Raw genomic sequence first — 14,947 nt, forward strand, 5'->3', positions numbered from 1 at the left:
AAGTCCCCCGTGCCTGCCGGGCGCTCAGCCGGGAATGTCGGGGGTGTATTCGTTCCGCCCCCACTCGGAGGAACCGAGCGGATAGTTGTACGCGGGCCGTCCCACGTTCCCGCTCGTCCGGAAGGGCTTGCCGTTGTCGTCGACGCGTACGGTGCCCCGCTGGTCCCCGCTGGACCAGTCCAGCTCCAGGTACCAGCTCACGTTGTGCGCCCGCGCGTCCGCGAAGATGTAGAAGACCTCGGGATCGGACTCACTCACCTTGTACGGGAAGTCGCGCTGACCGGCCTTGGGGGAGAGGGCAGGCCGCCCGGCATCGAGGTCCACCCCGAATGACGTCGTCTCCACGCCGCCACCGCACCCGACGCCCATCTCGAAGTCGTTCCAGGGGAGCGGCGCGCTCTTCTCGACCACCCGCACATGCAGGTCGTCCAGGACGACGGTGGCCTTCCCGGTGCCCTGCACGGTCAGCGCGAGCATCTGCTGCCCGCCGGCGACCCCGCCGAGCGCGGTGACCCACCCCCGCGCGTCCGGCTCGCTCGGCGGCGGAGGCACCTGCTCGGGCTGCCGGTCGACCAGGTAGTGCTGGCTGCACGGGTCTTCCCACTTGTACGGATCGACGGCGACGTCGGGCGCGGTGGCCCCGTCCTCGACACCGTTGCCCTGGGCTGCCCCGGACCCACCGCTCCGGGAAGCGGAGGCCGACGGGGAAACCGTAGGACTGCTGCTGCGCGAGGTGGACGGCGAGGCCGAACTGGCCTTCGCATCGGACGGCTTGGAGCCGCGGGGATGTTCGTCGACGGACGGGGAGGCGACCCCGACGGGCCCCTTCCCACCCTGGTCGTCATGGCCTTCGCGCCCGCCGGGCACAAGATTCACCACGAGCGCGACCGACACGAGGGCGGCGGCCACGGTGGCCCCGGCGAGGACGACGGTACGCCGCCGCCGCGCCACGGGAGCCTCCGTCAGGGGCCGCCGCTCGACCTCGGGAACAGCCTCGGCCACCGTTTCGGACCCGGCTGTTTCGGACCCGGCGGCCCCGGCCCCGGCCTCCGCTTCGGACCCCGCCGCCTCCTCCGCCGTACGCGCCTGCCGTTCCTCCTCCGCGGCGGCTCCGCCGGACTTCTGCCTTCGCCGGGCATCTGCGAGCACCCACCGCCGATGCAGCTCCACCAGTTCCTCGGGCGTCGCCTTGCACACCCGCGCGAACCGTTCCACGGGCGCGTAGTCCGTCGGTACGGCATCCCCGTTGACGTACCGGTGAAGCGTGGACGCACTCGTGTGCAGCCGCTTCCCGAGCACCCCGTAACTGAGCCCGGACCGCTCCTTCAACCGGCCCAACAGCTCCGAGAACTCGTCCCCCGCCACCGTTCCTCCCTCTCCCCACGTCCCGGACCCCCATTCCAGGGGGAGGTCATTCCCCCAGGTCAGAGCCATCGCAAGCGTTCCAGCGTCCCGGATACCCCGGCAGCCGTGGCAGCCGGGACGGATCACCGCACAAGCTTGGGCCATCCAAGCACGCCGCTCCCGGCACGCCGTTTCCGGCACCCGGTCGAGCGGCCATGCCAACACCCGTACCGCACAAGGGGGATCACATGTCCACACGCACCCACCGCACCCGCATGCTCGTCGCCGCCGCGCTCACGGCCGCCACGCTGATGCTGACGGCATGCAACAGCGGAGAGGGCGTCCAGGACGAGGGGGCATCGGCAGGATCGATGCCCACGGCCTCCACCACGCCCTCGCCCAAGGCGAGCGGGGGAACCTCCACCGGGACGGGGCAGACGGACTCGGCGGGCTTGACCTCCGAAGGCTCGACCGGCGGCGCGGCCGGTTCGAACGGCACAACGGGTTCCACGGGCTCGTCGGGTTCCACGGGCTCGTCTGGTTCCACAGGCTCGACGGGCTCCAAGGACTCGGAGCCCACCAGGACCCCCTGCTCTCCCACCTCCACCCGGACGACCGCCACGGAGGTCTCCCGCCCCCTGAACCACCTTCTCCTCACCGTCACCAACACCGGCTCGAAGAACTGCAACCTCACCGGCTATCCGGCGGTCCGATTCGGCGAGGCCCAGTCCGTCCCGCCGGCCTTCGAGGACTCCAAGCCGCAGGCGGTGGTCACGCTGGCCCCTGGCGAGTCGGGCTATGCGAGCGTCCTTCTCTCGGCCGCCGACGGCAGTGGCTCGGGCGGCTACACGGCCAAGTCCCTCGCGGTCTACTTCGACAAGAGCGCGAGCGCCGCCGCCCACCCGTCACTCCCCGCGAAGGGTGTGCACGTCGACGACTCGATCCGAGTGTCGTACTGGCAGTCGACCATGGCTGACGCCCTGGCCTGGTGATACACCGGCTCACTGCCGCCACGGTTCGGAAGAGCAGGGCCACAGCCGCGACGAAGGCACCCGACAAAGCTCCTGGCGCGAATCCGGCACGCGACTACTGATCACAGCGGACAGCAAGAAGGCCCGGGTCGGATGACCTGGGCCTTGGTCGTGGAGCGGGTGACGAGAACCGAACTCGCGCTCTCAGCTTGGGAAGTGACGGCCTTTGCCGGGGTTGAACAGCCGGACGAACACCAGCACTGCGTCCACAGCTGAGGCGAGCCAGGTGCGGCGGTGCCAAGACCAACCAGAGCGCGCGGCATCGTCGTCGGAGGCTCGCAGATCGGGGGGAGAGGGTTCATCACGTGGGGGCGGACGGTGACCCGCAGGTAGTGGTCCTCATAGGCGAACACCACGACGAGATTCGCCGGCACCGGGCCCGTACCACCGCAGACGCCGCTACCGCCCCCTGACCGACCGGGACGGACCGTCGCGACCCGGCCGAGCAGGCCGCCGCCTGGCGGTGATCGACCTGTCCACCCGCGATCTCGACGAGGTGGTCGCGGAACTGGCCGACCGTCCTTGCCCACTTCGCGTCGCTGGCCGGAGTTCCCTTCTCCAAGCTGAGCTTTGCTGCTGGTGAAGTTCCACAGGCGCGTAGGGCTCTTCCGGCCGCAGGGATGAGAGCCGAGGAGCAGGTCATCTCCAACGCGATGCTCCTTGGCAGCGGCGTCGCTGGGCCAGGGCCTGTCCGGCGGATCTCGCCGGACAGGCCCGTGGTCCCGAGGAGGGCTCAGCGCTTGAGCGTGAAGGTGAAGTCGCCGGAGAGCTTGCCGCTCAGCCGGACTGCCGAAACGAGTTTGCCCTCCGTGATCAGTCTCTCGACCTCGGCCCGCGAAAGACGGCAACCTTCAGCGATCAGTCGCACCGGCCGGACAGGGATCCGCGCCGCAAAGCGGACCGAGACGTCGATCACCTCGCGGTCCAGGTGATCCGATCCGCCGGTGTCGAGGCGCCAGGCGCCCGCCCAGTCGAGGGCGATGCGATTACGGCGCTGCACGACCGGATCCTGGAGCAGCTCAGCTGTCAGACCAGGGTCGTTGTCATGCAGCCGGTCCAGCAGCTCAGGTCGTACGGAGCGCACATTCATCCGCTCCAGGACCGTGAGCTTTGCAGTTTCCCCGCAAGCGGTACAGAGCGCGAGGAGCCAGGCGTCGATGAGCTTGTGGTTTGCGTTGACGCGAAATTTACCGCTTGCCCGGAAGTGCTCGGACGCGCACGCGTGGCAACAGCGGCGAACGAGCGGCAGGCAGGTGGGCACGACCACCCAGTTTTTGAGCACAGAAGTACACCGGTTTCAGTGAGAAGTCCGCAGCAAAAAGGAGCGCGGCGCACATGCGCGACGCGCGACGATTCAGCGCTCGGGGGGTCTCACACGGTGTACAACGGCACGTCCTTGACCAGACGACTTGGTTCGGCAGCACGGTAATGGCGCACAGCGGCGCTGCTCCACTGGTTTTCGAGCGCCTCACCCACGGCCCGGAAGTTCTTGAGCCTGTTGATCGTCCGCTCGACGCCGGCATCGCGGGGCCCTGGCGCAGCAGCGCGGCAGTTCCTCGTCTCCGTCCTCGCCCCAGGTCTCGCCGATTCCGCCCGCCCGCTCCCCCGCCCTCTTACGGAACGAACTTCTACCGCCGCGATACCTTCCACACGAGCGCGCACCACAAGCAGAGGCCACCGGTAGTCGGCCGCGTCACCGCCGCAACGGCCGTCTCCGTCAACGCGTCAACGAGCTCCTCACGAGCGATCACCGCACGCCGAGCGGCCTCCTCCGCAGCAGCCACCGCCACCTGGACCCGCTCCAGCTCCGCCCGCAACTCCTCGGCCCGGACAAGCGCCAGCCGTTCACGCTTCTCCAGCACCGCGATCACCGACGGCATCCGCCACCTCCACACCCGAACCAGAACCGACGGCCCGAGCATGCCTAAACAGCGAGCAACATACCCTTTAACTGGGAAGACTTGACGCTGCATCCGGTTTGGGAATGCCTTCTTAATGATGTCTTCGCCGACGCAGCATGTACGACGAAGCCTCTCAGGCGAGGGAGGATCTGGCCGGAGAGGCTTCGGCTGTACAGCCGCTATGTGGGTCGTGTTACTCGCTTGAAGGCGAGTACGGGGAGCGGATCGACCTGCTCCCCTGACCGCTTCGATCGACATCGAGGGGGCGCGTTACAGGCCCTGACGGACTGTAGCGCGGAAGGAATATGAGTACCGTCGACGTCGGGGACTGGTTTACCGCGCCTGCGCAGCCTTCTTGGCCCGCCGGATCCGTGCCGGGGCGAACGCGTCGATGGCTCCCGCACCCCGGCCCGGAGTGTCGTTCCATTCCTGGATGCGCCGGGCGAGCTGGCTCAGTCGTGCGTCGCTGGGCGGTACGTCGATCTGGAAGTGGGACTCCTTCAGCGGGTCCATCTCGCCACCCCACGCGACAACCCCCGAGCAGTCGGCAAGGATGTCGGCGATCACCGTACGCTCCGCGGACGACATGCCCGTGCTCTTCGAAGCCCCGAGGGGGTACAGGAGCGGACGGATCGCGAACGCCGTCCCCGAGAGGTAGTTGGACTCGAACTCGGCGCCGACGTGCCGATCCGTGGTGTGGCCCTCCACGTCACCGGAGCGGAGCATGTCGATCTCGTAGGAGAACCGTCGAGCCACGTAGAGCAGCACCGTGGCAACATCACCGTCCCGCAGCGTCACGTTGACGTTGGTGCCCTCGATCCGGAACTTCTTGGCTTGGTCGCTGGCAATGACAGTCCAGCCGTTCTGTGACCGTCTGCCCTTCCACTCCCGGCCTGCCGGGGCAGCAACTGCAGTGGAGGGAAGAGCGGCGAACACGGCTCCGGCGGCAACGCCGGCGCCGATTCCCAGAGCTTGGCGACGGCTGAGTACGGGGGCGGTGTCGTTCAACGTAGTGATCCTTTCCGGTAGCGGGAGGCCACGAGTGCGACGATGCACATGGTGGCTGTCCCCAGGGCGGTGAACAGGAGGGGGTTCACCCAGGACGAGACGAGGTCGTAAGTGCGGCCGTCGTCCCATTGGCAGGCTGCATGTGGGGGAAAGAACGCTTCTTCGTATCGGTCCCAGTCAGGTATGGATACGGTTGGTTCGCACATGCGAGCGGGGTCAGCGAACAGGACCTGGCCTGCTCCCATGAGGTAGCAGAAGAAGGCAATGATGAGGCTGGCGGTCGCAGCTCCACGTAGACGCTTCCCCTCGCGGAAGCGGAGGCACGACGAACCAATCGCAACGATGGCTACCGCGATGACCCAACTACCCATTTACGATTCCTTGCTGAACGACTCCGCATGGTTTGCGAGGTACTTTGCCTGGCTGCGCGCCTCCAGACCAGCGCGGGCCATGAGCGAGTCCGCGAAGCCGTTGCAGTACTCCCGCAGCTTGTCCGAGGGAAGCAGGTGCGGGAGGATCACGCCCTCGCCGGCAGTGCTCAGGACGAGGTAGGCACGGCCTCCGGAGATGATGAGGTTCGTGGTGTTGGTGAGGATGGCGTAGGCCGCGTCGGACGCAGTGCTTGCGGAGCTGCCGAACCGCTGAGCCACATAGTCCTGGAACCGCGTGGCTCCGCCCGTGCCTTCGTAGTGGTCCCGGACAGCCTTGTTGATGGGCGTGCCGGCTCTCATCTTCTCTGCCAGCAAGAATCCGTCGGCATCCTCGATCAGATCGCCGATCGCGAAGGAGGATTCCACACCGATCTTCGCCATGCGTTCCGTGCAGTAGGTGTAGCCGGAGGCGTAGGAGTCGCTGTCACGGCGCCATTCCCCATAGAACGTCATCAAGTCGCCGGCCCATCCGGCTACGTCCCCTTCATTGGCCGTATGCCGATCGGACGAGGCAGGCTTGATGAGCTGTCCGGCCGCGGTGGCAAGGAGGTGCTGGGGTCCGACAGTCAAGCCGGTGAACGGGTCATTGAGGTCGGACAGCAACTCGGCGCCATTATCGTTCGCATAGTCGATGAACGACCAGTCGACGCCGGCGATGAGTGCTTGCCACTGTGTACCGGAATACCGCAGTTGTCGGTAGTAGTCCGTGGCCAGGCGGTTCGGGTCGCCCTTGCCGTAACTCTGAGCCAGGCCGTACAGCTTGTCGATGTTCGCGATGAACTCTGCCGCAGGGGAAACCGGGCGGTTGACGCTGTTTTGGCCGTTGTCGGACTTGGGGCGGCGTACGTCGCGGTCCAGCCAGAAGGTGTCACTGCCGTTGGTGACCTGGTATTCCTTGATCTGGTTGAAGGACCAGTTCGCGGGCAACGGGAAGCCGAGATTTCCGGAGAATCCCCATGACATGCCAGAGACGAACGAATAGGTGGCATAGGTCTCTTGGGTCACCTGCGTACACACATTTCGTGAGCCATAGACGCCGAACAGGTAACGCTTACCCTTGGAGGACAGGCCGGAGCTCACCCCGCGGAAATAGTCGATGATCTTCGGCATGTCTGCGACTGTGGCGTCGTAGTCGACGGCGAAGTAGATGACGGTGCCCCGGTTGAATCCGAAGTGCACAGCTTGGTCGTGAGCCCATCGGCCGTGAGCGTAGCCATTGGGCCAATTGTACTCGTCGAGTGATCTTCCATTGTCCTGGAAGATGGGGAATACCCGCAGACCGGCAGCGAATATGTCATCCAGCTCGCCTTCTTCGAGCATCTTCGAGCCGCCGCCGGCAGATGCCTCGTTCAGGTACCGGCCCACGTACATGTACCCGTCCGCAACCATCTTCTGGGCGCGTGACGGGGTGATGGTGTACGCGGTGTCCGACCCGGTTGCAGGCCGGTCCGGGTCTCCCATGGAGACCAAGAGCTGCGCCCACGTCCTGTAGTCGCCCCTGCCGGTGACTTCGAGTGCGGAGAAGTACTGGAATTCGCGCACCCAGCCGTCGATGTCGGAATCCCAGGAGTCGGTGAAGTGCGTCCTCTGGTCGTCTTCAGCCGCGCCGGGTACCGGTTCATTGAAAACGCAGGCGGCGGAGAACAGTTGCATGAAGATCCCCGACGATCCAGGCCCGACAGTGTTTGCCTTCAGGCCGGCTTGGGTGCCTGCTCCGAAGTTTCCGGTTGCTTGGTTCTCCGGTATTCCGATTTCAATCTGGATAGCCTTCATCAGGGCCTGCTGGACATCCCGTGAGTAGTGACCGTCGGTGGGGCCGATGTAGAAGGTGCTCTTTCCCCAGTAGCGTCCATTTAGCCACTGCTGGATCTCGTGCACCTTTTCCGTGCCGCCGGCGAGGACTACGTAGGCGTCCATGTTCAAGATGGCCTTGAAAACCTTGGGCTGGACGACGCCGCCATCTTTGGCAAGTCCCATGTTTTCCTTCATCTGGTCTACGGATGATGCCGCGACCGGATCGAAGCTGGAAACGCCCGTGTCGCCGCCCCAGTAACCTTTGCAGAAGAGCCCATGGCGAAGGATCTTGACGATGTTATCGTTCTTGTTCCATCCGATCCCGATGGTGCCGAGGGCGGCGACCTTGGAGAGGGTTCCGTCGCCGAAGTTGGCGACGACGGGGCTGATGCCCAATTCATGCTGTAGGCCCATTGTCAGGCTGTACATCGTGGCCCAACCCGTTTGGCCGTCTTCAGGGCATTTGGTGTAGCCGGTTACGCCGCCGTATGTAGCGTTGACCCACTTTTGAGCCTCAAGAACCTTCTCGTCTGCCATATCTGGATTCCTCTCGTTTGAGTGGGCAGGAATGTCCCTGCGGACTGGGGCACCTGCGGGTGGTGAGGGGCGGCGTCAGCGCCGCAGCGCTTCGACGGGCTGGATGCGGCTTGCGCGCCAGGACGGGTACAGGCCGGCGAGCAGGCCGGTGGCGAGTCCGATGGCGGGGGCTGAGGCGAGGGTTGCGGGGTCGAGGACGGGGGTCCATTCGTTGTGGAGCGAGACGCCGACGACGGCTGCTGTGCCGAGTGACGTTCCGGCGATCCCTCCGACGAGGCCGAGGGCGGCGGATTCGGTCAGGAACTGCCAGGTGATGTGGCAGGCGCGGGCCCCGAGCGCGCGACGGAGTCCGATCTCGCTGATGCGTTCCATGACCGCGACCAGGGTGGTGTTGGCGATGCCGACTGCCCCGATGACGAGACAGACGATCGACAACAGGAGAAACAGCTGTCCCAGGTCGCTACTAACGGCGTTGCGGAGAGCTTTGGGGTTCGGCGGCGGAATGGCGCGCAGGTACTCGGGGTGGTCGGGTCGCAGGGCCAGGGCGGCCTCGTGCGCGACCTGGGATGCGGCGCCCAGTTTCGTGGAGATGAGCATCTTGGCGCGCTCGTCCTGCGGCGGCCCCCAGACCTGTTCCGCGGTGGTTCTGGGGACGATGATGGACAGGAGCAAGTCCGGCATGCGTTTGGTGTCGTCGAAGATGCCGATCACCGTGAAAGCGGTGTCGCCGATGAAGAGGGCGGGTTGTGTCCGGAGCGTGCTGATGCCCAGACGGGCAGCCGTTGAGGACCCGATCACGGCTACGGACTGGTTGTGTGCGTCGTGAAATGTGTCGTAGCCGCGGCCTTGGACGAAGTGCGGCTTGGCTGCGGAGAGCACACCGGAGGAGGCTGCGATGACAGGAGTCTGGGACACGGCACCGTTGCCGTCGCCGACCGGGGAGGAGTGGACCGACTCGCCGGGGGCGAGGCGGACCTTCCAGTACACGCCGGCGGCCTCGACCCCGTTCACATGGGCCATCTTGCGGTCGGCGTCCTTGGGGAAGGCCAGCGGTACGCGATCCGCGTCGCGTCCGCCCGTGTCCTCCACGGTCACCTCGGTCGCGGTGAGCCGGTTGAAGCGGGTGTCGATCTGGGCTGCGGCGGTGCCCGTGAGGCCGAGTACTGCGATGAACGCGCCGACCCCCAGGATGGTCCCCAGGGACGTCAGGGCTGAGCGCGCAGGGCGTTGCAGGATGCCTGCCACGGCCTCGGACGCAAGGTCACTCAGCGAGAACCGTGAGCGGACGGAGGCGTGGTGACGGGCCACCGCACCAGGCACGTCCTTGCGGCGATGGCGGCTCAACATGGCACTGCCGCCTCGGTGTTGAGCGCCTCGGAGAGCACTCCGTCGCGGATGGTGATGATGCGCTGGCCCCGCTGGGCAACGTTGCCGTCGTGCGTGATGACCAGGATGGTCATGCCGTCCCTGTGCAGCTGGTCGAGAAGGTCGAGAATGGCGGCCGCGGTGTCGCTGTCAAGGTTGCCCGTGGGCTCGTCGCACAGCAGCAGCGCGGGTTCGGCGACCAAGGCTCGGGCGATCGCCACGCGCTGGCGCTCGCCACCGGACAGATGGGTCGGAAGAGCGTGGGCGCGATGGGCCAGCCCCACACGTGTCAGGACCTGGGCGGCCTTCTGCCGCCGGACGCGGCGTGGCGTCCGCTGGTAGACCATCGCGAGTTCGACGTTCTCCTGGGCGGTGCGGTGAGGCAGAAGGTGGAAGGACTGGAACACGAAGCCGATCTGCTGTCCCCGCAGAGCCGCCCGCCGACTGTCGTTCACCGTGGACGTGTCGATGCCGTTGAGCAGATAGCGGCCCCGCGTCGGGTTGTCGAGCAGGCCTAGGACATTGAGCAGACTGGACTTGCCCGAGCCCGAGGGGCCCACGATGGTGACGAACTCGCCGTGCTCGATCCGCATATCGCAGGGATGCAGCGCGGTGAGCGGCGGCGGGCCGGGGTAGGTGAGCCCGAGATCCTCCAGAGTGATGACCGCGGGGCGAGCGGGGTGCGCCATGGTCAACTGCCCCCCGTCGAACCTGACGCGTCCACCCCGACTATGACGCGGTCACCCACAGCCAGGCCATCGCGTTCTGCCGGAGTGACCTGCACGTAGCCATCCGCCGTCATCCCGGTGTCGACCACTACCCGGCGCTCTTGCTCTCCCCGACGCACCGTGACGGTGGTCTGCCCGTCCTCTCCGGCGGAGACCGCTGAGGCCGGGACCGCCAGGACCGCCTTCCCGGAGGACGCGGCGGTGATGGTGAGCCGGACATCCTCGCCTGCCAGGGCGGCAGGCAGCCCGCCGGAAGGCTTGATCTTCACCGCGTAGGTGTCGCTGCCGGACTGGGCGGCAGACTCGGCATCCTTCTGCGGCTCGGAGGGCTTGGCCGCTACCGATTCGACCGTGCCGGTGGCACGGTCGCCGGTCACCTCGGAGGCTATGGACACCTTCTGCCCCGGCTTCACCAGCCCCTTGGCGTCCGCGCTCACCGAGCCGTTGACGATGAGGTCCCCAGCCAAGATGGAGACGAGGTCACCCGACGCCTCGTCCCCCACGTGAGCCGATACCTGTTCCACGTACGCCGGCTCGGCACGGACGTAGGTGATCTCCGACATCGGAACTATCGTGTGAGACTGGGCTGTTGACGTCTCATCCGGGACATCGCCCGTTTCCGTCTCACCTGTCGGGGCGCTCTCCTTCGGCGTCGCTACAGGGTCACCCTGTTCCGTTGCGGGAGTGAACTCATGGGCCTGGTAGAAGAGTTCGACCGCACGCTCGGTTCCTGAGCCGAAGGCTCCGGCGGGGTCGCTGCCCGAGGTATAGCCGAGTTCGCCCAGGGCCTTCTGCAGCTGGGCTACGTCCTCTCCGGTGCTGCCGGGCTTGAGATCCCGATAGGCCGGAACCTCCCCCTTGAGGACAAACACCGGGCGGCCGGAGACCTCCAGCAACAGCTGCCCCATGCGCAGGGGACTACCTGTTTTGACGGCCACCTTGGTCACGATCGAACGGCCGGCGTCCTTCTCCCCCATGCCCTCTCCCGACACGTCGATCTGCTGCGAGGCAGCGACCTTGCCACGGGTGATGACCGTCTCGGAGAGGACCTTCTTCTGGACCGCAGCAGTCAGAACGCTGGTCGGCGGGGGGCGCGTGTCGGCGGCCGCCTGAGCCGGGGACTTGATGAAGGACGCAGCAGCCACGCCCGCCCCCGTCAGGACCACCGAGCCGACGACCACGAGGATCAGGGCCTGCCGCCGACGCTTCAGCCCGCCCTGCCGCCGACGCGTCCTGGCCCCCTCGACCGAGAGGTTCTCTTCAGTCATGAGACGCCCTACTCGCCCTTGACGATCTTCGAGGCGCTCCGCACCGCGGCGTCGATCTTCTTCCGCTCCGCCGAGAGCTCCTCGGCGTGATCCTCGATGGCACTCTTCTGCAACGCCGACTCGGCCTGGAACCAGATCCACGCCACATTGGTCTTCTGACGGCACGTGATGTCCGCTGTGGCAGTCGAGATCTCCTCTGAACTCACCTCGGTGCCACTGAACTTGGAGTCGTCGCTCGCATCCAACGGCTGCTTGTAGTTGTATCCGCTGCGCTTCATGCACGCCGACCAGTCCGCGAACGCCTTGACGACCTTGGGATCTTCCTTGGACTTCACAAATGCCGCATTCGCCAGCTCAAGGGCCGCGCGTGCCTGTATCGCGTCAGCGTCGATCTCCCTGTTCGCCGCGCCCACGCAGCCGTCCTCGGGAACCTTCTTGCCGTCGACCTCTTGAATTCCGCCGTTCAGGGCCTGTGCGTCCGGTCCATCGGCCGTCGTGCCATCGACAGCGCCCTTGTCGACCGCAGCGTCATAGGCTTCCTGCTCCTTGGCGTCAGCCTTGTACCCCCGCTGCTCGGCCAGCGCCATGTCATGAATGCCATAACGCCAATCGGTCAGAGTCTTCGGCCCGACCCTGGGTAGATCAGGCGCGGGAGTCCATTCGAACCCAAAACCTTTCATGCAGTCGCTGATCAAAATCTTCTTTGCCTGCGACAGCTGACCCTGTTCCTGATCCGTCGGCAGGTACGTCTGGATAGGCAGAACCCAGCTCTGCGGGTCCTTCGAGTCGAACGACTCGGATTGACCCTCATTATCCGGTGTCGAGGAACACCCGGCGAGCATGAAGGTCGCTGCGGCTGCCGCCATGGCAACAGCAGTCGAGCCTGATGAGCGAAACTTGCGAAGAGACGGCATGGGGGGCTTTCCGTGGTCGGTAGAAAAAGAGCCAGCCGGGGCGCCCGCTCGTCAATCGCGAGCGCCCCTGTCGGTCAGCTCTGCCAGTTGAACGAAGCGTTTTCGTTGTACGTGGCTTCCAGCTGGTTCACCGTGCCCCAGATGTAGTCGGCCGCACCCTTGTAACCGCTGTTGTAGTAGAGAACCCCGGTGTAAGTGGCGTGGCTGTTACGCGCGGACGCGGCATTGTTCTTCACGCGCTGGCCACTGCCGCTGCTTCTGAATCCGCAGTACGTGAGCGGGCTGTAGCCCGTGCCGTCCTGGACGGAGTCGAAGTCGTAAACGGCGTAGCCGATATTCCGGTAGTCGCCAGCAAGGTTCGAGTTGTAGAAGATGCGGAACTTGAACGTGTTCGACGATTCGTAGTTGCAGCCGAACCAATAGTTGTTGTAGTCCCCGCTCGCTGCCGACGCCGGCGTTGTCATGCCAGCCCCCATAGCTGCTGCCATCGCAATGGCCATTACCGACTTCTTGAGGTGACGCACTTTGCCCTCCCCTTGGTTTTTGCGCATACAGGGATGTGCGGGTCCCCACCCTGGATCTAGAAACCGCAGACCCAGAATGCGCCTGTGATTACTGATACAGACCGTAGTACACACACAGGTTCGATGTTTTTCAAGAGGTAATAAATCACCCACCGTTGACGAACGTTTCGAGATCGTTACGCAGTGTCGTACAACCTTTGGTGAGTTGCTGACGCGACGTCACGTGGACGGTGAATGCAAAGCCCAAGAAAGAGACCTCAAGGATTTTGAATCGGGCATCAGGTGGATCTTGCCGCTTCTGGGGGCAAGGCAGGTCAACGGGTGGAGCGATTCACGGGCGTTGCACGAGGCGAGCGCCCCGTGCGGCTCGGAGGTTACGATTAGGAAACGATGAGTGACGTGGCCTTGGCTGGGTGAATCCGCCTGAGAATGGGCGCCGGCATCGCTCCCGCGGCTGCGAAGGCCGCTTCGCCGGCGCACCGTGCGGGGCCGATGGCCAGTCACGGCACACCAAGGCGCCACGCGTTGACACGCGGCCCGACGGGAGGGCCGGATTCCTGATCGTCCCCGTGCCGGGAGGTGCGGGCGCAACGCTGTCAACGGGAAGTGGCCCGATTCGGGGCACAGGACAGGTGCCGTTGGCGGGCTGAACAGTGACGACAGGGAGGTGCATCGCGCAACTCCGGCACGGTTCAGCAGATTCGGGCCCTGAGTCTCAGTGGGGCTTGGAGCCCGCCAAGGAAGCGGCGTGGCGTCGCCGGATCTCGAACATCGTCGCCACGTCGTCGACATGGCGGTCGGTGGTCCGCCGGCTGGGCCACCCGGGGTCCGTCATCTTGGGATTCTGGGTGGGTGGTGCCGTTGCGATGGTGCTTGGCGGCGATTGCAACTGCAGAGAGGCTTGTGAACATGCCCGGAGACTCGGCCGCAGGCGGGTGAGGTCGGTTCGTCGCGCATCGCCGCATACCGGCCGATGAGCTCTGGGTCTTCCAGGGCGGTGGTGACCTCGTTGCGCAGCCGCTCCAGATAGATCACCTGCGCGGCGCCGGTCGCGTTTACGGGCAGGTCTTCGCGCAGGACTTCGTGTCGACGCAGGTCGTCAGCGAGCCAGGACAGGAGCTGGGCACCGGTGGCGGTCTGGACGCCGAAGGTGAGGTGGAGCGAGTGTCCGCCTTCGGAGGCGGCCACTGAGTGCCACCAGCCGCGCTCTCGCGCAAGAGCTGCTCACCCGCGAGCGCATCCTGCCCGTGCTGGATGGGTTCGATGAACTCCCTGAGTCCGTTCGCCCCCTGGCGATGCGCCGTCTCAACGCGGAGCTCGACCAGAGCACCCCGCTGCTGCTCACCAGCCGGACCGAGGAGTACGCCGACGTCGTCGATTCGACCGACGCGCTAACCGGATCCACCGTCGTGGAGCTGCTGCCCGTCGCACTCGACACCGCCTGCGCTTATCTGGCCACCGCGGCACCGCCGTTGCGCACTGCCGAGGGTGAACTGGCCACCGTGTGGGCGCCGGTGCTGGACCGACTGCGCTGCGATCCCGAAGGCACACCGGCCGCCGCATTGCGCTCCGTGCTCAGCTCGCCTCTGATGGTGGCCATGGCGCGTGCGGTGTGCGACGGCTCGCGCGACGACCCGCGGCGACACCCGAACCACCTGTTCGACGAGCGGTTCCGTACACAGGGGCAGATCGAACAGCATCTGCTCGACGCCTACATTCCAGCCGTCTACGGCCCCGCCTCCGGCTCCGGCTGGACCGCTGGGCAAGCGCAGAAGTGGCTGAGCCGCCTGGCCCGGCACACCTGGGACGAGGGCGACGGCGTCATTGCCTAGTGGCGCCTGGAAGCCGCAGCCCTCCGGGCCGTACGGGTGCTCATTCCAGCCCTGGTCTCTGTTCTCGGCGCGTGGATCGTGCTGACCGCGCTGTTCGCGAGCCTGAACTCGAAGGTATACGCGGGGTTCTGGGACACCGGCGCGCCTCAGTATTTCCTGGTCGTGAAGTTCCCCTGGGCGGTCGGATTCGCTGTGGGCATCGTCATGCTGTCCCAGGACACGCCGGACGCGACCGGGCACCGCAGGCCATGGTTCCTCTTGGGAAGCGAC

Annotated in this window: 13 protein-coding genes; 2 read left to right on the top strand and 11 right to left on the bottom strand. The window is 65.9% G+C overall.

Going from position 1 to position 14,947, the window contains the following annotated elements; all coding sequences use genetic code 11:
• Positions 1-24 precede the first annotated feature (24 nt).
• Entirely contained in the window at positions 25-1,365 is a 1,341-nt protein-coding gene (locus StrepF001_RS16535; protein ID WP_240797526.1) for a helix-turn-helix transcriptional regulator, read from the bottom strand.
• A gap of 227 nt (positions 1,366-1,592) precedes the next feature.
• Here StrepF001_RS16535 and StrepF001_RS16540 point away from each other — a divergent pair, with 227 nt between their 5' ends.
• Positions 1,593-2,336: a DUF4232 domain-containing protein gene (locus StrepF001_RS16540; RefSeq protein ID WP_129798989.1), complete on the top strand. Its 744-nt coding sequence runs from the start codon at positions 1,593-1,595 to the stop codon at positions 2,334-2,336.
• A 772-nt stretch (positions 2,337-3,108) separates the two neighbouring features.
• On the opposite strand, the gene StrepF001_RS16545 is transcribed toward StrepF001_RS16540, so the two are convergent.
• From StrepF001_RS16545 to StrepF001_RS16590, 10 genes are all read right to left on the bottom strand, one after another.
• A complete protein-coding gene (locus StrepF001_RS16545) occupies positions 3,109-3,657 on the bottom strand; it encodes a DUF1062 domain-containing protein (RefSeq protein WP_129798990.1) in 549 nt (182 codons plus the stop codon).
• 346 nt (positions 3,658-4,003) lie between these two features.
• Positions 4,004-4,255 (bottom strand): hypothetical protein, encoded by a 252-nt coding sequence (locus StrepF001_RS16550; RefSeq protein WP_129798991.1) that lies wholly within the window; start codon positions 4,253-4,255, stop codon positions 4,004-4,006.
• A 354-nt stretch (positions 4,256-4,609) separates the two neighbouring features.
• Complete coding sequence (locus tag StrepF001_RS16555) at positions 4,610-5,284, bottom strand: hypothetical protein (RefSeq protein WP_129798992.1); 675 nt, start codon at positions 5,282-5,284, stop codon at positions 4,610-4,612.
• 371 nt (positions 5,285-5,655) lie between these two features.
• Positions 5,656-8,046, bottom strand: a complete 2,391-nt coding sequence (locus StrepF001_RS16560) for a glycoside hydrolase domain-containing protein (RefSeq protein WP_129798993.1) — start codon at positions 8,044-8,046, stop codon at positions 5,656-5,658.
• Between the two features lie 75 nt (positions 8,047-8,121).
• Positions 8,122-9,393, bottom strand: a complete 1,272-nt coding sequence (locus tag StrepF001_RS16565; protein WP_129798994.1) for an ABC transporter permease — start codon at positions 9,391-9,393, stop codon at positions 8,122-8,124.
• The gene (locus StrepF001_RS16570; protein ID WP_129798995.1) at positions 9,387-10,100 is read right to left on the bottom strand and encodes an ABC transporter ATP-binding protein; all 714 of its coding nucleotides are present in this window, start codon (positions 10,098-10,100) and stop codon (positions 9,387-9,389) included. Before StrepF001_RS16570 ends, StrepF001_RS16565 begins: the two co-directional genes overlap by 7 nt.
• Positions 10,101-10,102: 2 nt before the next feature.
• Complete coding sequence (locus tag StrepF001_RS16575; protein ID WP_240797527.1) at positions 10,103-11,320, bottom strand: peptidoglycan-binding protein; 1,218 nt, start codon at positions 11,318-11,320, stop codon at positions 10,103-10,105.
• Positions 11,321-11,415: 95 nt separating this feature from the next.
• Positions 11,416-12,321 carry a hypothetical protein gene (locus StrepF001_RS47940; protein WP_240797528.1) on the bottom strand — a complete coding sequence of 302 codons (906 nt, stop codon included), beginning with the start codon at positions 12,319-12,321 and terminating at the stop codon, positions 11,416-11,418.
• 74 nt (positions 12,322-12,395) lie between these two features.
• Entirely contained in the window at positions 12,396-12,845 is a 450-nt protein-coding gene (locus StrepF001_RS16585) for a hypothetical protein (RefSeq protein ID WP_129798997.1), read from the bottom strand.
• Between the two features lie 831 nt (positions 12,846-13,676).
• Positions 13,677-14,033, bottom strand: coding sequence for a hypothetical protein (locus StrepF001_RS16590; RefSeq protein WP_129798998.1), 357 nt, complete (start codon positions 14,031-14,033; stop codon positions 13,677-13,679).
• A gap of 107 nt (positions 14,034-14,140) precedes the next feature.
• On the opposite strand from StrepF001_RS16590, the gene StrepF001_RS16595 reads away from it, so the two are divergent.
• Positions 14,141-14,677, top strand: a complete 537-nt coding sequence (locus StrepF001_RS16595; protein WP_129798999.1) for a hypothetical protein — start codon at positions 14,141-14,143, stop codon at positions 14,675-14,677.
• Positions 14,678-14,947: the final 270 nt, after the last annotated feature.

This window comes from Streptomyces sp. F001 (assembly GCF_004187715.1).
Lineage (GTDB): Bacteria > Actinomycetota > Actinomycetes > Streptomycetales > Streptomycetaceae > Streptomyces > Streptomyces flavusporus.